Raw genomic sequence first — 21390 nt, forward strand, 5'->3', positions numbered from 1 at the left:
TCATATGGCGATCTGCTGGGTCCCTAGCCTGATGGGGCTCTCAGCACCGTCCAGCGTGCGCAACAACCGCGCGATAGCCCGAGATCGGATCGAGCTTGATAGCTCCAGGTGAAATACGCAGCGCGAATGGCAGCACCTTTATTGATGCCAACATCGTGCATACGCGCGCTCCCCGAAGCGATAGCAAAGGGTCGATGGGCGACATTCAACACCCAAGCAGAAGGCGCCATTGGTCCGTGCGATCCGAATGGCCTCCGCCAATTTTGCCGAAGCGCGCCTCTGCGCGATTTACGATAGTGGCTCCCCTTCCCCGATGCGCATGGATGGCGTGAAGGCGCGTTGCTCAAGCATCGCGCAATGCTTGAACAATCCGATAAAAACGACGGAATCAGCGCGCCCATTCATCTTGCGCCGCGCCGCATGCGCTCGTGCTCGGAGATTCTCATCAAACGACGATTCGGCTCTGTAGTACGCCTACATGCGGGAGCTATCGAGCATGTTCGGTGTTCCCATTCTGGCCAACCGCGAGGTCGAGCAGCGACGACGATACCCCGTCTTGAGGGGCCACGTTGCCGCTGAACTCGGCAACAGACGGCAGGACTTCAAGGGCCATAAGATTGCTTCTTCTTGGACGACCTCTGCGGGCTCTTGTGCGCACAGCCAGATCTCCGCCTTCTGCTGAGCTGTGCGGTCACTTCACCTGGAGACAAATGCCCCGCGAACGGACATGCTTTGCCGCTAGCGAAAATGCAGCGCCTCCATCACAGAATTTGCGGCAATCGGGTTCTAGATCTTCGATGTGCCAGACTTCCATCCTGTGAATGCCTACGATCAAAACTATCGATTTTACCAATCTCACGCAGTGTTGCATCAATCTCATCAGTCGGGGCATCCGATCACGCCAAACTTCCAGCTCGAGACGTGCCCGCGCTACGCCCAGCCGACCAAAGATACGCATTATGCTGCAACGTCATGTTCGAGCTTGCAACCGCGGTCCGAGCACCTGGACCGAGAGCCAACGGCGAGAGACGGTTTATCCGCGGACACTTGATTGGCCGCAGATCGGGCATCTGGTGCATATCTTGCTTAGCGAAAAAAGATAACGTAACTGAACGCCTGCCTTTGGGATGACGCGCCGCCTCTCGGATCGTCTTCAATCGGACACGGCTAAAACGACGAGCCTCGCATGATGCTGTCGCCTCTCAACGACGCGGCGGCTTGCATTCGAGTATATTCGGGAAGGAAGCGTCATGACCACCATGGCAACCGCGGCGCCCGCGCGCGCGTCGCAAACTTGGTATAAGATCCTCTACGTCCAGGTGTTGATCGCCATCGTGGTTGGCGCCTTGGTCGGTTGGCTGTGGCCATCTGTCGCGACCAACGATTGGGTCAAGGCGCTCGGTGACGGATTCATCAAACTCATCAAGATGGTGATCGCGCCGATCATCTTCTGCACCGTCGCATCCGGCATCGCACACATTCAGGATGCAAAGAAAGTCGGGCGCGTCGGCGTCAAGGCATTGGTCTATTTCGAGATCGTCTCCAGCTTTGCGCTGCTGTTGGGCCTTATTATGGGTAATCTGGTCCAAATCGGTCATGGCCTTGCAGTCAAGCCGGACGCTGCAGCGGTCGCCAATTACGTCAAGCAAGCGGAAGCCTCCAAGAGCGTCGATTTCGTTCTCAACATCATTCCCGATACAATAGTTGGCGCGTTTGCTCGCGGCGATGTTTTGCAGGTGCTCCTGTTCGCGATCCTGTTCGGTTTTTCTCTGATGGCGCTAGGAGAACGCGGGGAGCGGCTGCGCGGCATGATTGACGACGTCGCGCACGCGGTGTTCGGCGTAATCGCCATCATCATGAAAGCGGCCCCGATCGGAGCCTTCGGCGCCATGGCCTTCACGATTGGCAAGTTCGGGCCGGCAGCGCTCGGCAATCTGATCGGTCTGATCGCGCTATTTTACGTGACGGCTGCGCTTTTTGTGGTGGTGGTGCTCGGCATTATCGCACGCATCGTCGGCTTTTCGATTTTCAAGTTCATTGCCTATATCAAGGACGAGCTTTTGATCGTGCTCGGCACTTCGTCCTCGGAAAGCGCGCTGCCGCAATTGATGGGGAAGCTTGAGCGGCTGGGCTGCTCCAAGCCCGTGGTCGGCCTGGTGGTCCCAACTGGGTACTCCTTCAACCTCGATGGCACCAACATCTATATGACGCTTGCCACATTGTTCATTGCCCAAGCACTCGGAGTCGATCTCACCTTTGGCCAACAGCTCACGATCTTGCTCGTGGCAATGCTGACCTCCAAGGGGGCAAGCGGCGTCACCGGCGCGGGCTTCATCACGCTCGCCGCAACATTGTCGGTCGTCAACCCAGCGCTGGTACCGGGTATGGCAATCGTGTTCTCGATCGACAAGTTCATGAGCGAGGTACGCGCCCTTACCAACATCACTGGCAATGGCATTGCAGCCGTGTTCGTATCCTGGTGGGAAGGCGAGCTAGAGCACGCGACGTTGCACGCTCGGCTCGACCGGCCCACCACTGTCGACACAAGGAGGTAGGCCCCGGATCTTGGTCGCCGTCATTGCAAGACGCGTCGAATCCAAGCGCAACCGCATTCACGATCCTTCGTAGTTCAAGTCGGCAGCGTGTTTGAACTGCGAATCGGAGCTTTCTCCCACGGGATCTCCAGAACGCAGCTCTTGCTCCGCGTCACGCCCCCGGCAGTCGCCTGTGAGGCGCTACCGCACGCGAGAAGGAGCTGCAATTTTGGAAAGTCATTTTCAAGCGTGGTCTTTCGAGGTCAGGCTGCTGGCCAGCCGAGCGCCTGTGCAACATTGCCGAGCCAGACAGTAAGACTGCGAAAGAACGTATCCAGCGTGACGGACCAAGGCGTTGGCTTGCCCACAAATGGCCACGTCCGTGGTCACCGCACTCGCCTCGCCCGGCCGGCTAGGCGGTAGCCTCTTTCGCGTTCGGCTCAGTCTAACGGCGCGTATCCAGATCGCGATAAGTGTGATCTGCGTGGACTAGATTGGCACCTTGACTGAGACGAGGCGGCTCGAAGAAGCTAGTGTCGGCTCGGCGTCATATACGCGCTCTCGATTCCGGCTAACGGCTCATCGGCACGAAACCTGGGCTGAGATGGCCGCGAGGCATAGACAGCCGTTGCATAACTTCGCCTTGCTATCTTGGCACATTACATTGCGTTCCCTTCCGCATGATCGATCGCGAGATGCGTGGTCCCGCAGCTTGCATCTATCTTTTCCGGATTCGGCGAGCGGGATGCTTTTTCGGCCGCGACGTCCTCGCTGAACTGCAGCCCTTGTCCTCGTCGTGGCGTGCCAACAGGTCCCGGCGGCGATCCTAGGGCCGCAACCTCGAATGCCTGCCCCGAGGTCACCGGCCGCGGAGGAAACCAGACAACGCAGCCTCGATTGTACACAGGTCAGCGCGCACTATTGAAAGGTTTAGGACAACTATACGTACGTTTGTAATGCGTATTTCTTCGGCGCGTGCTGAGTTCGACAGAAGGCAATCGATCTCGGGTCCGCTCACGAGCGTCTGTCGGCAGCGAAACGATTGCCCCATTTTTGCCTAAAATGTTATAGCTCTCCCGCCGGAGAAAAGGCCGGACGGTATAAAAATGCGTAGCCAGATCAGCAGTTTGAAAGTTTCAGCGCCTCAGTTTACCTTCGGCAGCATAACGTTGGCCGTGGTAACGCTGGGTTGCTTGTACCTTCACGCGCAGTTCGCTGCGACGGCGTTCGCCTATTTGTTAGTCGTATTGCTGTTTTCGTTGATGGGCAGCTTCATCGCGTCATCCGCGCTTTGCGTCGTGGCCATCGCGGCTCTCGCTTACTACTTTGCGCCGCCGGCGTTCAGTCTGCGGATCGATGATCCACAAGATCTTCCGGTGGTCGTTGCGTTTTTCATTGTCTCGATCGTCGGAACGCACTTGATCGGAAAAGTCCGCCAGGAAAGCCAAGCCGCGCGTGAGGCCGCAGCCAAGCTCCGGATCAGCGCAGCCGATTTGGAGGACCGCGAGAAACGCTGGCAAGCAATCTTTGAACACAATCCGGCCATGTACGTCATGGTCGACGAAGCCGGTACCGTCCTCAATACCAATACGTTCGGCGCGGCACAGCTCGGCTATGCGCGTTCCGAGCTGATCGGCCACTCCATCCTGGGAGTCTTTCTGGAGGAGGATCGCGAGTTAGCTCGCGAATGCATTCGCGCCTGCCTTGAAGATATCGGTCAATCGCGAACCTGGGAGGCACGGAAAGTCAGGAACGACGGCTCGGTACTGTGGGTACGTGAAAATGCCAAAGCCATGATCTGGGCTGATGACCGGCCCATTGTTCTGATATCCTGCGAAGATATCACCGAACGGAAGCGGACCGAGTTTGCCCTGCAGCGGAGCGAAGCACATTTGGCCCAGGCCCAGGAGCTGAGCCATACAGGCAGCTTCGGCTGGAATGTCGTCACCGGCGAGGTCTTCTGGTCAAAGGAGACGTTTCGAATATTTGAGTTGGACCCGCAGACCGTTCCGTCGCCGCACCTCGTCGTCGAGCGCACGCATCCAGATGATAGGGCTTCGGTTCAAGAGGTCATTGATCGGGCGATGCGAGATCCGAAGGATTTCGAACATGAATACCGGCTGCTGCTGCCGGACGGCTCGGTGAAGCACATCCATGCGCGGGCACGAGCCACGAGAACCGCCAGCGGTGATATTGAGTTTGTCGGAGCAGCGACGGATGTTACCGCGGAGCGGCAAGCAGAGCAGAAGCTGCGGCGCAGTGAGGCCTATCTCGCCGAAGCCCAGCATCTCAGTCACACGGGCAGTTGGTCCTGGGACGTTCACGGGCTCGATTTTGTGTATCGCTCCGCCGAGGTCGATCGTCTGTTTGAGTTTGATCCGCAAGAGACTGTATCAATAGAGACCATTCGCTCGCGCATCCATCCAGACGATCTCCCCGGGCTCCAGGAGGTGCAGCGCCAGGCTATCGAGCTCAAGCAAGACCGCTTCGAGTATGATTTTCGAATTCTTCTAAAAGACGGCGGGATAAGGCGCATACACTCTGTTGCGCATGTCGTGGTCGGCAACGATGGCTGCGTGAGCGAACTGATCGGAACGCATATGGACGTGACCGAGCAATACGCCGCTAGAGAGCGCCTGGAAAACACACTGGCTGCGCTGCGCGAAAGCGAGCAGCGCTTTCGCGATTACGCCGAGACGGCTTCCGATTGGCTCTGGGAGACCGGGCCGGATCACCAGGTTACGCGCTTGTCCGAGCACACCAGCGCTGCGGGAATCTTAGCGACAGGATTGATGGGCCTGCTCCGCTGGGACATTGCGTGCGATGTGGAAGAGGAACCTGAGAAGTGGCGGCAGCACCGGGCCACACTGGAGGCGCATCTGCCGTTCCGGGATCTGGTCTACCGTACCGTCAACCGGACCGGATCTCCGATCTACGTTCGGACCGGCGGCAAGCCCTTTTTTGATGCGAACGGCAAGTTCCTTGGCTACCGCGGCGTCAGCACCGACATCACCGCTATTATTCGCGCAAATCAAGCCGAACAACAGTTGCGGAAGGCACAGGCGGAACTTGCGCATGTGACACGTGTAACGACGTTAGGAGAGCTGACAACCTCCATTGCCCATGAAATCAACCAACCACTCGCCGCTATTATCAGCAACGCTGACGCGTGCCTCGGTTGGATGGGCCGCGAAACTCCTGATCTATCAGCGGCGCGCTCTTCGGTTGAGTGGATTATTGAAGACGCAATACGGGCAAGCGAAGTAATCCGTCGCGTGCGCGCACTTGCGAAGAAGGGCGAGATCGAGATGGTGCCGCTCGATATCAATGAGGTCGTTGGGGACGTCATTGCGCTGGTGACACGAGAGCTGGTGAGCCACCAAGTGGCTTTACGAACCGAGTTGACGGCAGCTCTCCCTACGATTCTCGGTGACCGGATTCAGCTGCAGCAAGTGATCATCAATCTGGTGATGAACGGGATCGAAGCCATGGACGCAGTCACGGACCGAAAGCGTGAGTTGCTGATTCAGTCATCTATGGACGATATGGGGCATGTGCAGGTGGCCGTGACAGATTGGGGCGTCGGGATCGCCGAGAATGATGCGGACCGCGTGCTAGATCCTTTCTTCACCACGAAGTCCAGCGGACTGGGAATGGGTCTTTCGATCTGCCGGTCAATCGTAGAAGCTCACGGAGGACGGCTGTCAGTGGTGCGCAAGCAGGAGCCGGGCGTGACATTCCAGTTTGCCCTGCCGTTGCATGAGGAGGTCGGCTCGTGACGCGACGCTTTGACTCGCCAAGCAGCAATCCCGAGACCTCGACAAAGGCGATCGTCTTCGTCGTCGAGGACGACATCTCCATGCGTCGGTCGCTCACCAACCTTTTTCAATCGGTAGGTTTGGACGTCGTTGCATTTGGGTCGGCCCGCGAAATGCTGCAGAGCGCACTTCCGGATGTTGTTAGCTGTCTGGTTCTTGATGTCCGGCTCCCAGGCTTGAGCGGCCTGGAGTTCCAAACTGAGCTGGCGAAGTCGAACATCCATATTCCGATCATTTTCATTACCGGCCATGGCGACATTCCCATGAGCGTCAGGGCGATGAAAGGAGGCGCGGTCGATTTTCTTACCAAACCGTTTCGCGATCAGGAATTGCTTGACGCGGTGATCGCCGCGACCGAGCGCGACCGCAAAAGACGGGAGGCCCAGCAAACCGTCGCGAACCTGCAGTCCCTATTTGAGACCCTAAGCCCGCGCGAACAGGCGGTGATGAAGCTGGTCGCTTCCGGCCTGATGAACAAGCAGGTCGCCGCTGAGCTTGGGCTCGCCGAGATTACGGTCAAGATCTACCGGGGACACGTAATGAGAAAGATGCGTGCCCGCTCGCTGGCCGATCTGATCAGAATGGCTGAGACTCTGGGGATCGGCGCCAATCGTTCTGAACAAACCTAAGTATGATTTTACAATTTCGTCACTCGAGCCCACTTTTCGCCCAGGGTGGCTAATGCCTCGGCAGCCGTTAGTCCCGCGCCAGGAGGAATCGTCTTGTCCACGCCTTTGATTTCTGTCGTTGACGACGACGCATCTGTCCGTGCGGCGACGGAGAACCTATTGAAATCGCGCGGCTACATCGTTCAAACGTTTGCGTCGGCCGAGGATTTTTTGAGGTCCCAGCGGTTGAATGAGACCTCCTGCGTAATTACGGACATGCAGATGCCGGTTATGAGCGGCCTGGATCTGCTGGCGGAAATGCGGACCCGCGGCTACGGGGTGCCGTTCATTTTCATTACTGCCTTCCCGAACGACCGCGTGCGCGCCTCAGCTCTGAGCGCAGGGGCGATTGGCTTCTTGGCCAAGCCCTTCGCCGGACATGCACTGATCGAGCACCTCGATGCCGCACTGAAGGAAAGCCGCAACGGAGGACGCACTTGAAACGATCAGCCGGCGGCGAGTCATTTCAGCCCTGAATGTTGAGATCCGGTCGCGAGCTCGGTACGATCTTATATGAAGCGGACTCTCCGAAATCTGGCGGCACCAGCGGTAGTCGATGTCGTATTGCCTTCTTGGCCCGTGAGCTGCCCACCAGGCATCAGGCCGCTCAGAACGACGTTGTCACCAACGGCCGCAGTACTTGGCACTTCTAGGCTCCGCTCGTCTCTGCTTTTTGACACTTCGGGTGACCTTGCGCAGAAGTTATTCGACAAGCTCAAGCGCTTCTTCGCTCAGATTCGTAGCAGCAAAATACGATTGCGACATATCGCTTGGCGCAACAAAAGAGCTTCGTTCAACCCAGAAGCTCTCTGTGGGGCCATCGTGAGAAGTCATGCGTGTTTTGGGTGATATGGGTTGGCGCGCAAAGGCCCTGCGCGAGTTCTTTCGGCCACGACGCCAGTCACCACATTTTTGCCCTGCTTGTCTATTGGAGCTTGGCATCGCTCCGCGCCTTCTTCAGGCCACCCCTTGTGACGACCTCTTCGACCCTCCCCAACTGCTGCGCATGTTAGATGGTGCACAAGACCTCCACAGCCAAGCCGCCCAGATACTCATGCGAAACGCCCGGCCGCCTAACGGCGGCCGGGCGGAACTGGTCTGATCTGACGCAACCAATCAGCGGATGCGAGCTATTCCATCTATTGGATTGCGCATCGGATCGGCTGCCCAGTAGGCACTAAGCCCGGTGGCGCGGCTGCACTCCAGGCGGTATCTCGCTCGAAACCAGCAGGCTCTCTACGGGCTGCGGCGGCAATAGACCGCTTAGCTACGCAAGATTTTGCGAAGAGCGGCGCTAAATAGTCTAGATGCCGACCTTATGTAAGATCCTCTCGTCACATGAAATCGTCCTCGTAGTCGTACCTTGAGGAGCTTTCTACGTTCTCGCTATCGCTACCGTCACTGTCGTCAGCTTTTGAAAGGTACCGCCCAGTGGTGCCTTTCCGCTGCCATTCACCATCACTGTTCCTTATCCAATTGGCCGACTTCTCTGGGTCGAGAACCATGTTGTCTTCATCAACCTCGACGAACCCCATCTTTGCCGCACGGGCTCTTGCTTCTGGATTAGCCGGACGCAAATTGAGCAATGGCCTTTCGCCGTCCATTCGGAGCTGGTGCTCAAGCAAGATATCGCCGGCGTTCTCGACAAGCGGATGAACGACTTGAAGGTCCACAGTTGATGTAGTCCCAGTTCGCCCAGGAAATAGCTGCTGCCATCTCTTGACGTCGAACTCCGTCATGCTGTCGCCGCCCTCCATTCTTAGAAGTCCGACACTCTTGTTCCCCAACTGGTAGCTGAAGTATCGCGCGTCGTCGGAATCTCGGGTTGTTCCATAGTCTTCGGCAACCTCTGCAGTTCGCCTTGCTCTAGCGGACACGAAGTCGGAGTACTCTTGCGGGTTATCGGCGATGTACTTGATCTCGTCGCCATGATAGGCCTTCGCGGCTTCCCGGAACGATCTGCGATCTTTGAATTCTATCACAGGAGGAGTTGAAACCAGCGAATACGGCCTTGTCGCCGAAGATGAGCTGCCGCTTGAGCCAGATTCGCCCAACCGCATGTTGGTGAACGCATCCGCAAAGCTGTTTGCATCCGCTTGCTCGTCAGCTTCGGCAGAGGGCGGTGATTGGTAGTAGTACGAGCCGTTGATGCGATTATACATGGCGATTGGTGCTCCCGTCGGGCAAGATTTCTGCACTTGGTCAAGGCCTGTTAGGCCGTGTGGAGCTGATAGGCAGCCTGGCTTACGAAAACCTGACGTGGATCCCGCTAATCGTACTTCACTCTGGCTTGTCACCGTGCTTGCTTCCAAACGAGCACGGCACACGCTCAAGCCATTGGCATTCAGTAGGCTTGATGAGGCCGCGAGCAAGTCCCAGAATGCCTCTTCACAAACAATTGGATCGTTCGATGTTGGCCTGCTGACCCCATACAAAGTCCCGCCGCACCGCCTCATATCCTTGTTCTTCGTTGCGATGGTTCAGTGGAGCTCGTGGACGGGCCGTCTTAAATAGATTGACGACGTCCAGGCTTTGACCGGCGATATCGCTTATCCAACTACGACTCGTAGAAGCGCACCCTTCGTCAGCGTCAACGCTCATTTATCCAAATCCGCATTTCGCCTTCACCGCGGTTAGCCCAGCTGAACCACGGAATGAATGTCAACCGCTGCGGTTCTAGCTGTCCAGGCACCTTGTCGTACTGATAAAGTTCCGCTTCTTCGCATTGCGTGTGTTGCAGTCGCACTCCGTCAGCCTGCAGCAAAATCTTGCCCTTGAAGAGACCAGTTCCGTCGACAAGCGAAAACCGGCTGTCTGCAGGAAGCCAAACGTTGTGTAACTCGGTCCCGTTGTCGACTTCCTCAAGGCAATAAACTAACGGGCCACGCTCTATGGCCACCTTGCCGGCCAAATTACGAACTTGCGGATGGCCGTAGACGCGACGCACTTGCATCGGCAGCAATAGTTTGACGCGATCTCCCTGCCTCCATGTCCGGTGAATGTGCAAATAGCCATTTCGCGGCTCGCAATTGATACGCTCCCCGTTCAGGCTCGCCGCCGGCGCGCTGCACCATTGTGGTAGGCGCAGAGCGAGCGTGTGAGAGATTGGCCGTGCAGATTCGACGGCGATCTCCACCTCGTCTTTCCAGGGATAGTTGCCGCTCATGAGCAGTCGCAGCTTAGCCCCGCCGACCGATATTTCCACCCTATTGCCGACGTAGAGATTTACATAGAGCGTATCGGCGCGAGGCGTATAGATATAGTGACCTATCGATGCGAAAAGCCGTGCGATGTTCGGTGGACAGCACGCACAGCCAAACCAGGGCCTTCGCACTGGCGAGACATGATTATAAATGCCATTGAACCTCAGCGTTTTTGGATGCATTTCAAGCGGGTTAACATAGAAATAATGACGACCGTCGAATGCGATACTGCCGAGAACGGTATTGTAGAGCGCGCGTTCCATCACGTCGGCATAGTGACCATCCAGCTCCATCTCCAGCATACGACGCGCGAACATCATTATTCCAATGGACGCGCAACTTTCCGCGTACGCAGTATCGTTCGGCAGATCGTAGTCGCAGCTAAACGCTTCGCCCGCGCTTTGCGAGCCGATGGCTCCGGTGATATAGAACTGGCGTTGCACCATGTTTTGCCACAGCCGTAGGCAAATCTGACGTTGCTGATCGTTCTGACGCAGACGCGCAAGATGCGCTACCCCGGTCATAAGGTATACAAAGCGCACCGCATGGCCGGTGGCAGTCCGCTGCTTGGAAAGTGGCAAATGCGCTTGGCTATATGCTTTGTTTTTTAACATCCAGGGCGGGCCGCCTGATTCGGTGGCGCAGGATTGCCGGCGCTTCTCGTACTCAATGTCGTAAAAATGTGGCTCCGAGCCGCGTTGCTCCACGAAAAAATTGGCTAGCGTGAGATATCGCTGCTCATGCGTCACTTCGTAGAGGCGCGCCAACGCAAGTTCAATTTCCGGGTGGCCATCGTAGCCATGTAGCTGATCGCGCTCCGGGCCGAAAACTGTGTCGACGTGGTCAGCAAGTCTGCAACCAACCTCGAGCAATCGCCGTTTGCCCGTCGCCTGAAAGAAAGCGACACCCGCTTCAATCAAATGGCCGGCGCAGTAAAGCTCGTGGCACTCTGCTAGGTTGCTCCAGCGCTCCCGAGGCGCGTTCAGTATGAAATAGGTGTTAAGATAGCCATCGCCACATTGGGCGGTTGCAATCAATTCAATCAGCTCGTCGGCAGCCTTCTCCAGCTCTGGATTGGGCGCCTGGCATAGTGACCAAGCAACCGCCTCTAGCCATTTTGCGACGTCACTGTCCTGAAAAACCGTTCCATGGAACTCGCCTCTCGCATCTCCTGCGGCGATGCGGAAGTTCTCCACCGCGTGGCTCGGTATCGCCTCGGGATTGCGATCGTTCAGCACCTCCCATTGGTAGGGAATTGCCACTTCCCTTACCAACTGCTGGCATTTCCCAATCAGCGGATCCAAGACGTGCAGGTTGTGAAGATCGATTTCGGCAACATTCCGCTCACTCATTTCGTTCCTCCCTGGTGGGTCGGAAGGACGCCTAGCAAGGCAAGCCGACTCACCATGATTGCGTTGCTGGGGTTGCGGCCCAGAGGTTTGCGGCTGCACAGTCCTATTCCCGAAGCGAGCGTTGCAGTGACAGAAATGGAGAGGGTTCTCCTGCGGCGTCGTACGACCAGACATGGGCGGGCAGCGGCTCGTTCGAGGAGCGGGCCAGCAATTCCTATGCCGAGAATGAGGACTGTTCTTCTGGTCGATCCGATCTGCGGCTCTGCGATAAGCATCCGTTGCGATCGCTGGTCCACCAACCGGATTTGCCAGTCGAGCTAAATCCCGCATCGCCGCGGCGCTGGGTCGATCCTGGTACACGAACCGGTCGGCTGTCCCCGGGCAGATAATAGCCCACGACCCTCGCCGGCCGCAGATACAGCCGGAACGCCGCTCCCTTCGTCGCGACCAGCCGCCCGCACCTGATTCGAGCCTTCAATACGCTGCGCGGGAATGTCCGGTTTCAAACAGTCCTTTGATGACGCGTGGCAGGTGGGAGGGCCGCGCAGGGCGCGTGAACCCCAGTCGGATCGAATGGGCAGCCGCTACGCAGGATTCAACGGAGAAACTGGGCCGTTAATCCTAGGCAATTCCGACGGGTCGAAGCGCATGCTCAAGTCGGCCGACATGGCGCGCATGCTGGCATATGGAAAACAGTAAGTTGCCGCGCCTACGCGCTGCCAATGAGCTAGCCGCAACGAAGCAGCCCGAAGATCTCTACGCCGGTCTGCTCGTCGGCTTTGGCAAGGGCGCGAGGATACGGAGCATCGGTTCTGAATCGGCTTCAGGCTGATTTAGCCTTGTGGAACGGTAGCCCTCGCTCCGATCGCGTTAGTCAGGGCTACGATGATGACCCAAGCAAGATCGAATCTGCTCGTCCAGCTGATCGGTCTATTGATTGACCCGTTGATGCCGGGATCGTTCTCCTTCGAAGCCCACCCGTCCGGCCGATCAGCGGAGCCCGAGGCGAAGGCGACAGCATTGCCTGAGCGCGCAACCAGCAGAAACTACGAGCAACTTCGGATGCAACTAGATCAAGGACTTGTCCGCTCCGTCATCCACAACCAACGCAACGGAACGCAAATCCAACACCCCCATGCCGAGGCGAGAGGCTCCGACATTAATACTGCGGTTTCATTCGACGGTCACCGATTTGGCGAGATTACGTGGCTGATCTACGTCCGCACCTCTTATGAGGGCGGCATGGTAAGCCAAGAGCTGAAGCGGAATGGCATAGATCATCGGCGTAAAGTTCGCGACCGTCTCCGGCAACACAATGGTCATGAGTGTGTCCAGCGTCGCTTCCAAAGCGCCCTTCGCATCGGTGATCAGGATGATCTTGCCGCCGCGAGCCGCAACTTCTTGCATATTCGATACGGTCTTCTCAAAGAGCTCGTCGTAAGGCGCAATCATCACCACAGGCACGGCCTCATCGATCAAGGCGATCGGTCCGTGTTTGAGCTCGCCGGCGGCATAACCTTCTGAGTGGATATAGGAAATTTCCTTCAACTTGAGTGCGCCTTCCAACGCCAGGGGGGCCGACGTGCCACGACCGAGATAGAGCACGTCCCTCGAGTTGGCGATATCACCCGCGAGCTTTTCGATCTGCGGCTCGGTCAACAGCGCCGCAGCAATCAACCGCGGCACTTCGATGAGCTCGCGCACGAGCTTCGATTCATGGATCTCTGACAGCTTACCGCGCTCTCTTCCTGCTGCGACGGCAAGCACCGCCAATACCATCAGCTGGCAGATGAATGCCTTCGTAGAAGCGACGCCTATTTCTGGCCCCGCCAGCGTCGGCAGCACGGATTCGCTCTCGCGCGCAATCGTCGACGTAGGGACGTTGACCACAGATATCGTGTGCAGGTCCTGGCTCTTGGCGTATCGCAACGCAGCTAGTGTGTCAGCGGTTTCGCCGGACTGCGAGATGACAATCGCGAGATCGCCCTGACGCAAAGGCGCCTCCCTGTAGCGGAACTCGGAGGCTACATCGATCTCGACAGGCAAGCGAGCCAACCGCTCGAACCAGTATTTGGCGATGTGACCGGCATAGTTTGCCGTTCCGCATGCGGTAATCGAGATGCGCTGAATGGAGTTAAAATCGAACGGCAATGTGAGCGGCAGGGCTACGCGCTCGCCTGCGCTATCAAGATAATGCGCCAGTGTTTTGCAGGCCACTCTCGGCTGCTCGTGGATTTCCTTGGCCATGAAATGGCGATAGTTCTCTTTATCCACAAGGAGTGACGATACGCCAGGCTTTGATGTCTCCCGCTGGACGACGGAGCCGTCTGCGCCATAGATCACGCAGATCGCGCGGGTAAGGACGGCCCAGTCGCCGTCTTCAAGATAGGTAATGGTGTCGGTCAACGGCGCGAGCGCGATCGCGTCCGATCCTAGATACACTTCGCCGTTGCCATGTCCGATCGCGAGGGGCGATCCCTTGCGCGCACCAATCATAAGGTCGTCGTGGGCCTTGAAGAGGAATGCAAGCGCGAAGGCTCCGCGCAGCCGCGGGAGCGACGATTGTACTGCATCCTGCGGCGAGTAGCCATTCTTGAGATAAGATTCGACGAGATGCGCCACCACCTCCGTGTCCGTCTCTGAGCGGAAGTTGGCCCCATCCCGCTCCAGCTCGGCTCGCAACTCGCGGAAGTTTTCAATGATCCCGTTATGAACGACCGCGACATTTTCCGTCGCATGCGGATGAGCATTGCTCTCGGTCGGTTTTCCATGAGTCGCCCAGCGGGTATGACCGATACCGGCATGACCCTCGGGCGGACAATAGCGCAGCCGCTCCTCAAGGTTTCTCAGCTTACCTTCAGCCCGCCGGAGCTCGATACGTAGCCCTTCGAGCGTCGCGAGGCCTGCGGAGTCGTAGCCACGATATTCCAATCGCTTAAGCGAAGCGACCAACTGCCCCACGACCGGACCACGCCCCAAGATGCCGACAATTCCACACATATCGATTAATGCCGCCCAAGTTCAAAGAGCCCGACGTCCCCGACAGGAAATCTGGTCATGAAATTCGCTTTCGACAAAAACTGACTTTCGCTGGATAGCGACGATGGCGTCATTGCCGAACGAGGCCGCCGCAAGGATACGTCGTGCAAGTAGTGTGGCGTCACCTTACAACGTCCTGCTCTCGCATTCACGCAACCGTTCTAGGGTTTGTCGCGCTGGTGTAATAGGCTCATCAGCCTCTGACGGTTTCCAGCTATGTTGGTCGGGATGAGACTAATTGATTGCCACCGAAGCTCCATTGTACGAACGTAAGCTTTCGATATCGAACTTGTTCGAAGAACTATACCAACGTTTGCTGCATTCTCACATTTCGTGCTCGCGTCGACCATTCGCCGCTTACGACAGCGGGCCGTCAGCAGAAGAGCGATGATCATCGTCGATGATCCTGCCGCCCAGACTATGGGTTCCGTTCAGAAGAAGGATCGGGGCATTTTGTAGAGCTAATGTTGTTGATGCGCGGGCTTCGCCGTGCTCTGGCTTACGTGCCAGAGTTCAGACGAATGCATCGACTACCGCGGCTTGAGCAAGTCACCCTCTTGCGCCATCGCCACACCGAGCGAATGCACGCACCCAATGAAAGACAGAGAACACGGACTTTCGGACTTTCGGGCTCTCTCATTGACGTATGCACATAACGGGGTTCGCCATCTGCGATGGTCGTTGGCTTTCATTTTGAAGCTCGATGGTATTCCCCCTCCAGCACGATATAAATCAATGTATATAGTGTGCATTTCTGCACGATGTGTATGACTAGATCTAACGATCGGCTTCCTCTGATTGCGGGTGAAGTGCGCCGGCGGATTTCTCGAGAAGCCCGTTTCGCAAAGTACGATTCGAAGGGAAGCTTTCTTTCCAGCGTAGCTAAGAGAGACCATGGCGACTCAGGATTCGAAGCAGCGCGTTGCGCTGATCACCGGCATCACCGGGCAGGACGGTGCGTATCTCGCCGAATATCTGCTCGGTCTCGGCTACACCGTCCACGGGATCAAGCGCCGGTCGTCCTCGCTCAACACCGCGCGCGTCGATCATCTCTATCAGGACCCGCATGCCGGCAATGTGCCGTTCCTGATGCACTACGGCGACATGACGGATTCGACCAATCTGATCCGCTTGATGCAGCAGATCCGGCCGACCGAGATCTACAATCTGGCCGCCCAGAGCCACGTCCAGGTCAGTTTCGAAAGCCCGGAATACACCGCCAACGCGGACGCGATCGGCGTGCTGCGCTTGCTGGAAGCGATCCGCATCCTCGGCATGGAGAAGGACACCCGGTTCTATCAGGCCTCGACCTCGGAGCTCTACGGGCTGGTGCAGGAGGTGCCGCAGAAGGAGACCACGCCGTTCTATCCGCGTTCGCCCTATGGCGTTGCCAAGCTCTACGGCTACTGGATCACGGTAAACTACCGCGAGGCCTACGGCATGTTCGCCAGCAACGGCATCCTGTTCAACCATGAGAGCCCGATCCGCGGCGAGACCTTCGTGACGCGCAAGATCACCCGCGCCATCGCCCGCATCGAGGTCGGCCTGGAGAGCAAGCTCTATCTCGGCAATCTCGATGCCAAGCGCGACTGGGGCCACGCCCGCGACTATGTCGAGGGCATGCACAGGATCCTGCAGATCGACGAGCCCGGCGACTTCGTGCTCGCGACCGGCGAGACGCGGTCGGTCCGCGAATTCGTCGAGCTGGCGTTTGCCGAGGTCGGCCGTAGCATCGAATGGCGCGGCAAGGGCGTCGAGGAGGTCGGCATCGACAAGGCGTCGGGCAAGACCCTGGTCCAGATCGATCCGACCTATTTCCGCCCGACCGAGGTCGATCTTCTGATCGGCGACGCCAGCAAGGCGCGCGCCAAGCTCGGCTGGGCGCCGAAGACGCCGTTCGCGCAACTGGTGAAGGAAATGGTCGAAAGCGATCTCGTCGAGGCCAGGCAGGATGCGGCCAATGGCAAGCACGGCGTTTGAACTGAAGGGCAAGACGGTTTTCGTTGCCGGCCATCGCGGCATGGTCGGCTCGGCGCTGATGCGCCGGCTGGCGCGCGAACAGGCCGATCTCCTGACGATTTCGCGCAGCGAGGTCGACCTGCGCGACCAGGCCGCGGTCAACGCCTGGTTTGCCGCGAAACGGCCGCAGGCCGTGTTCCTTGCCGCGGCCAAGGTCGGCGGCATCGTCGCCAACAACACGCTACGCGCCGAATTCCTCTACGACAATCTGGCGATCTCGACCAACGTGATCCAGGCGGCGCACGCCAATGGATGCGAGAAGCTGATGTTCTTCGGCTCGTCCTGCATCTATCCGCGCCTCGCACCGCAGCCGCTGCGCGAGGATTCGATGCTGACCGGGCCGCTGGAGCCGACCAACGAGCCCTATGCGATCGCCAAGATCGCCGGCATCAAGATGGCCGAGGCCTATCGCAGCCAGTACGGCGCCGATTTCATCAGCGTGATGCCGACCAACCTCTACGGTCCCGGCGACAATTATCACCCCGAATACAGCCACGTCGTCGCCGCGCTGATCCGCCGCTTCCACGAGGCCAAGGTCTCGGGCGCGACCAACGTCGTGGTGTGGGGCACCGGCACGCCACGCCGCGAATTCCTCTATGTCGACGATCTCGCCGACGCCTGCATCCATCTGATGAAGACCTATTCCTCCCCTGAACTGGTCAATATCGGCACCGGCGAAGATATCACCATCGCCGAGTTCGCCCTGTTGGTCGCGGCCGCCATCGGCTTTCGCGGCGAGATCAGCTTCGACACCTCGCGCCCGGACGGCACGCCGCGTAAGTTGCTCGACGTCAGCCGACTGGGCAGGCTCGGCTGGCGCGCCCAGACCTCACTGCAGGAGGGCATTCAGTTGGCGTATCGGGCGTATCTCGCCGACAGCAGATGGACGGCCAGAGTAACCGCGTGTCCCGACAAGCGGGCGCAGGGCCGATCCCAGAATACTCGGCGGTGAATGTCCCAACATAGCCGGGCTAACCACTCACGCAGATAATCAACCTCGCCGCGCAGTCAACCCAGTTCGTTAACAACAATGCTCGGTGGGACGCCCAACGCCGAGTGATCCGGTATGTCAAAGCTGCGGCTCAGCCGGCCGACTTGCAGGGACAGAGGCATGATCGACGTGCTTTCCACAGCCATCAAGTTGCGAGCTATCGACGGTCGGCACGAACGCCGCCTTGCGACCGGTCATTAGCTCGACGCGCGTCGCTATTCCCTCTGAGCCGACGTTTAGAGAGACTCTGCCATCACCATCCGCGCCGACAGCGTCGCGATGCACATGAGCACGCCTAACATCGCGAACGCTAACGGCAAGCCGACCATGTGTGCGACGAGCCCGATGCTGGCGGGACCGACCAGTATACCCGCATACCCGGCTGTGGTGATGACTGCAATCGCAACGCCTACGGGCATCACTCTCTGCTTGCCGGCGCGTCGACACAGTACGGGTACAACATTTGAAACACCCAATCCAATAAGCACGAACCCCGCCATGGCAATCAACGCAATCGGCGCGGCCACCACGGCCAAGAAGCCGGTCAAAATTGGCACGGTCCCGAGCATCAATGTGGTACGGTCGCCGAGCCGAGCTACCATGGTATCTCCGCTGAGACGGCCTGCGGCCATCGCAATTGAGAAGAGCATACAACCAAGGCCGCCGTGCGCCTCTGCGAGGAGGCCTTGCCCAACGAGAAGCAAAGCGCTCCAATCAAGCATTGCACCTTCGACGAGAAAGGTGACAGCCGCGAGTACGGCTACCAGCAACACACTGCGATTGGGCAAGACAAACAACGGTTCCTGCGGTTTCAAACTCATGGCGAGCAGCCGCGGCCATGCTGACATAATCGCGATCATCATTAAGGCCGAACAGACCAACGTCGAGATAAGCGGGCCACGCTGCAGCGAAAGGAACGAGGTCACCGCGGCAGAGCCGGTGAATTCGCCAATGCTGTACTGGGCGTGGAAGCCGGACATCAATGGACGTCCTGTGACGTGCTCCAATTCGATCGCATGAATATTCATGGCTACGTCGATCGAACCAAGTGAAACACCGAAAGCAAACAGCATGGCACCAAGGCTGAGAGGTGTGCCGGCAACTGCAAGCCACGGCAGGATGAGCGAGATGCCAAGCCCACCCGCGATGATGATGGGCTTGCTGCCGTACCGCGCATTCGACACACTGGTCAAAAGCATAGCGATGACGGACCCCGCTCCGAGACAGAGTAGCAGAAGACCGAGCACGCGGTTATCCACCCCAAGCCGCTCCTTCGCGAGCGGCACCAAAGGCGCCCAGGCCGCGAGGCCGAAGCCGGCCACAAAAAATGCGAGCCGCGTCCCGAGCAGGCCCGCAGACCAATTGGCAGATGGTATCACAGGCACTCCTGAGAGAACGGCTCGCGAGCGCAGCGCACCTCATCCCTGCGCTACGCCTGCAAGCGGCCCGAAGCTCGATGATGACGGCCTCAAGTTGACGATCTTCATCTCTGCAAATGCTATGCCGTCGCAAAACGGGCCCAAGTCCTGGCGCGCGAACGTCAAATGAGAGTAATTGTCGATCACCATCCGGCGTGTCGCGCAATCTTTCTGGGATAAACCAGCCCTACGAGTGACAATCGTCTTTGCTGGTACCCGACGGAGCGCAAAGCTCAAGGATCCTTGTCGGAAAACATACAAAGCCCAGCGCGCCCTTCCATGCGCTGATTCACCTCGAACACGGTCGTCAGTTTTTATGACATCCCTTTTCAGCCAATCCGGAAGCTCTCATCATAAGCAACGACACTGGTTGCAAGATCAATACAACGCGCATCACCAGAGCGGGCTTCCAGATCAACACCTAGCTTTATTCGGCACTGTCGCGGAGGCCAAGGCCCCCTTCATTCGTGCGGCGTGCGCGACGCCTCGGGCCGTGCATCTGGCTTCTGCGCAAGCGCTTCCGTCAGCCCAATGATCTCAGCGAATTGCCATCTCGTTATCTGGGAGAGATTGCGCCGAGTGCGACGATGGTAGAAGCTGAGCAGGCTGAACGTGTGCGCGGGGATCTCTGGGACGAGCTGGGACGTAATTAAGTCCCCGCTGATGACGAAAAAGACCTCTCCGCCGATAAAGCCGCCGGGGACGATTGAGCCTTAGTGAAAGGCGATGACCGATAGGATGGCGGTCGCGCGCAAGCCGTCAATGCCGGTCCAATACTTGTGAAATTCCTTTTATTCCCGGCTTCAGGCTGGTGATCCCCTACGCCGTGCCAAATGTCTTCGCATTTCGGGTGATCCGGTCTTTCAAGGTTAGTGTGCACTGACGAAGATCACCACCATTTCGAGTGGAACGGCAAGAACATCAGCCTCCAAATGTTCTGGGCTTTCCTCTGATATTGGATATCTGGCTCGTGCGCTGTGTTGTCTTTGGAGCAATCAGCTGGATGTCCATGTCGTTCTCGTCGACACCGAAAGGGGCAGCGCGGCGCCGCGAGCACATCAATTCAATTAGCTCCGCGATCGCTTGGCCAGGTCCAGGACGGGTGCCTTCGACATCAAGGGCCCGCTGGCATCGTTCAAGCGCTTATACCCGCACCTTGCCGAGGTCGCCGTTCTGACCAGCTCGAACGGCGCGTGGTAAGGAACGAGTATAGCAACCAAAGATCGATCAATATCGTCGCGGCCATCACGCTATAAGCCCATGCGCTCTGCACTAGATTGAGCTCGATCAGAACCCGTGACAAACCGAAGCCCACGATCCAAGCATCGAAGCTCATGCAGATGCGTCGAAATATCTCCGGATCAAGTCGGCGAATGACGTAGGATCCCAGCGGGATGCCGAGCACAACGCTGGGTACTAAGACATGGAGAAGACTGCCGCTTTCGGAAATGAACAGACCGAGCTTGTAATAGACGAAAGCGGTCACGCTCGATTCCGCCACGCGCACCAGGGCAAGGCCGGCGCGAAATTCGTTTTTGACCAGGCCCTGATTGTTAAACAGCATCGCCAAGGGCGGGCCGGAGATAGTCGTCACCGAATAGAGGATGCCCAGCATCGATCCGAATGGCAGACCGATCAGCCAGCTTGCTTCGATAGGGCGGCGCCAACCGGCGGCTTGCAGCAGGATCAAGGGAAGAATGATCGTGTAGGTGGCGAATTTGATCCAGCCTGGCTGCAGTGAAGCCAATGCATAGCCGCCAAGCGCAATGCCTGGCAAGAGCCCAACCAAGATGGGAAACACGCGTCTCCAAACCGCCGGTACGCCCTTCAAATTGATGAGGAGCACGTAGACGTTGACGAAGACTTCGACGATGACGATGGCAGGATTGAGAATGCGATTGGTGTAGAAAACCAGCGCAAGCGGCACAGTGAGCGACGAAAAACCGTAGCCAATGGCTCCGTTTACGAAAGCCGCAAAACACGTCGTTGCAGCCAGGAACCAGATAGAAGCATCAAACCCAGGCATTTCCTTAACTTTCTCACGCCAGAGGGCGTCCAATCCCGCCAGGGAATCAGGCGTAAACATTGGTCTTCAAGATTGCGAAAGATTCTGACCACTCGCTTACGAGCTCCGGCCGCCTTGATAATGGCGACGGCCGTGGTCAAGTGCAGAGCTTCTACATTCGCTCCCTGTTACGGGCTGCAGTTGTGCAACAATAAGCGGCGCTGTACTCCCCGCTACCTAACTAAATCACCCAGCCATGCGCCTCAGTTTGCTCAACCAATGGCCTTCGTATCGAAATCGCAACAGCGTCAGCATCCGTATAAGTGCGGACAACCAGTTCTCC

The 21390-nt window shown here is 57.8% G+C and carries 11 protein-coding genes; 6 read left to right on the forward strand and 5 right to left on the reverse strand.

Annotated features, from left to right (window positions below):
• Window positions 1-1250: 1250 nt before the first annotated feature.
• The 4 genes from ACVWZM_RS10155 to ACVWZM_RS10170 all read left to right on the forward strand — a co-directional run bounded on the left by ACVWZM_RS10155 (window position 1251) and on the right by ACVWZM_RS10170 (window position 7461).
• Window positions 1251-2555, forward strand: a complete 1305-nt coding sequence (locus ACVWZM_RS10155; protein WP_253640872.1) for a dicarboxylate/amino acid:cation symporter — start codon at window positions 1251-1253, stop codon at window positions 2553-2555.
• Window positions 2556-3640: 1085 nt separating this feature from the next.
• Window positions 3641-6313 (forward strand): PAS domain S-box protein, encoded by a 2673-nt coding sequence (locus tag ACVWZM_RS10160; RefSeq protein WP_456853026.1) that lies wholly within the window; start codon window positions 3641-3643, stop codon window positions 6311-6313.
• Entirely contained in the window at window positions 6310-6981 is a 672-nt protein-coding gene (locus tag ACVWZM_RS10165) for a response regulator transcription factor (protein WP_456853028.1), read from the forward strand. The genes ACVWZM_RS10160 and ACVWZM_RS10165 overlap by 4 nt, the downstream gene beginning before the upstream one ends.
• Before the next feature lie 93 nt (window positions 6982-7074).
• Complete coding sequence (locus ACVWZM_RS10170; RefSeq protein WP_253624801.1) at window positions 7075-7461, forward strand: response regulator transcription factor; 387 nt, start codon at window positions 7075-7077, stop codon at window positions 7459-7461.
• Between the two features lie 893 nt (window positions 7462-8354).
• Here the strand turns inward: ACVWZM_RS10170 and ACVWZM_RS10175 are convergent.
• The 3 genes from ACVWZM_RS10175 to glmS form a co-directional block, all read right to left on the reverse strand.
• A complete protein-coding gene (locus ACVWZM_RS10175; RefSeq protein ID WP_456853030.1) occupies window positions 8355-9182 on the reverse strand; it encodes an Effector protein NopP in 828 nt (275 codons plus the stop codon).
• Window positions 9183-9610: 428 nt separating this feature from the next.
• Window positions 9611-11575 carry a glycoside hydrolase family 127 protein gene (locus ACVWZM_RS10180; RefSeq protein ID WP_456853032.1) on the reverse strand — a complete coding sequence of 655 codons (1965 nt, stop codon included), beginning with the start codon at window positions 11573-11575 and terminating at the stop codon, window positions 9611-9613.
• Between the two features lie 1173 nt (window positions 11576-12748).
• Window positions 12749-14575, reverse strand: coding sequence for a glutamine--fructose-6-phosphate transaminase (isomerizing) (gene glmS, locus ACVWZM_RS10185; RefSeq protein ID WP_456853034.1), 1827 nt, complete (start codon window positions 14573-14575; stop codon window positions 12749-12751).
• A gap of 933 nt (window positions 14576-15508) precedes the next feature.
• On the opposite strand from glmS, the gene gmd reads away from it, so the two are divergent.
• Together gmd and fcl are read left to right on the forward strand one after the other, a co-directional pair.
• Window positions 15509-16594, forward strand: a complete 1086-nt coding sequence (gene gmd, locus ACVWZM_RS10190) for a GDP-mannose 4,6-dehydratase (RefSeq protein ID WP_456853036.1) — start codon at window positions 15509-15511, stop codon at window positions 16592-16594.
• Window positions 16575-17585, forward strand: a complete 1011-nt coding sequence (fcl, locus tag ACVWZM_RS10195) for a GDP-L-fucose synthase (RefSeq protein ID WP_456853038.1) — start codon at window positions 16575-16577, stop codon at window positions 17583-17585. The genes gmd and fcl overlap by 20 nt, the downstream gene beginning before the upstream one ends.
• A gap of 275 nt (window positions 17586-17860) precedes the next feature.
• Here the strand turns inward: fcl and ACVWZM_RS10200 are convergent, their stop codons facing one another.
• Complete coding sequence (locus ACVWZM_RS10200; RefSeq protein WP_253626061.1) at window positions 17861-19000, reverse strand: MFS transporter; 1140 nt, start codon at window positions 18998-19000, stop codon at window positions 17861-17863.
• A 1177-nt stretch (window positions 19001-20177) separates the two neighbouring features.
• On the reverse strand, window positions 20178-21128 hold the full coding sequence (locus ACVWZM_RS10205; protein WP_253624806.1) for a sulfite exporter TauE/SafE family protein: 951 nt from the start codon (window positions 21126-21128) through the stop codon (window positions 20178-20180).
• Window positions 21129-21390: the final 262 nt, after the last annotated feature.

The sequence above is a fragment of the Bradyrhizobium sp. USDA 4501 genome, assembly GCF_054062115.1.

What these genes read in the sequence shown, in the direction of transcription:
- fcl (WP_456853038.1), top strand. Translation starts at nt 16,575, where the DNA reads ATGGCAAGCACGGCGTTTGAACTGAAGGGCAAGACGGTTTTCGTTGCC.
- ACVWZM_RS10155 (WP_253640872.1), top strand. Translation starts at nt 1,251, where the DNA reads ATGACCACCATGGCAACCGCGGCGCCCGCGCGCGCGTCGCAAACTTGG.
- gmd (WP_456853036.1), top strand. Translation starts at nt 15,509, where the DNA reads ATGGCGACTCAGGATTCGAAGCAGCGCGTTGCGCTGATCACCGGCATC.
- ACVWZM_RS10160 (WP_456853026.1), top strand. Translation starts at nt 3,641, where the DNA reads ATGCGTAGCCAGATCAGCAGTTTGAAAGTTTCAGCGCCTCAGTTTACC.
- ACVWZM_RS10180 (WP_456853032.1), bottom strand. Translation starts at nt 11,575, where the DNA reads ATGAGTGAGCGGAATGTTGCCGAAATCGATCTTCACAACCTGCACGTC.
- ACVWZM_RS10205 (WP_253624806.1), bottom strand. Translation starts at nt 21,128, where the DNA reads ATGTTTACGCCTGATTCCCTGGCGGGATTGGACGCCCTCTGGCGTGAG.
- glmS (WP_456853034.1), bottom strand. Translation starts at nt 14,575, where the DNA reads ATGTGTGGAATTGTCGGCATCTTGGGGCGTGGTCCGGTCGTGGGGCAG.
- ACVWZM_RS10175 (WP_456853030.1), bottom strand. Translation starts at nt 9,182, where the DNA reads ATGTATAATCGCATCAACGGCTCGTACTACTACCAATCACCGCCCTCT.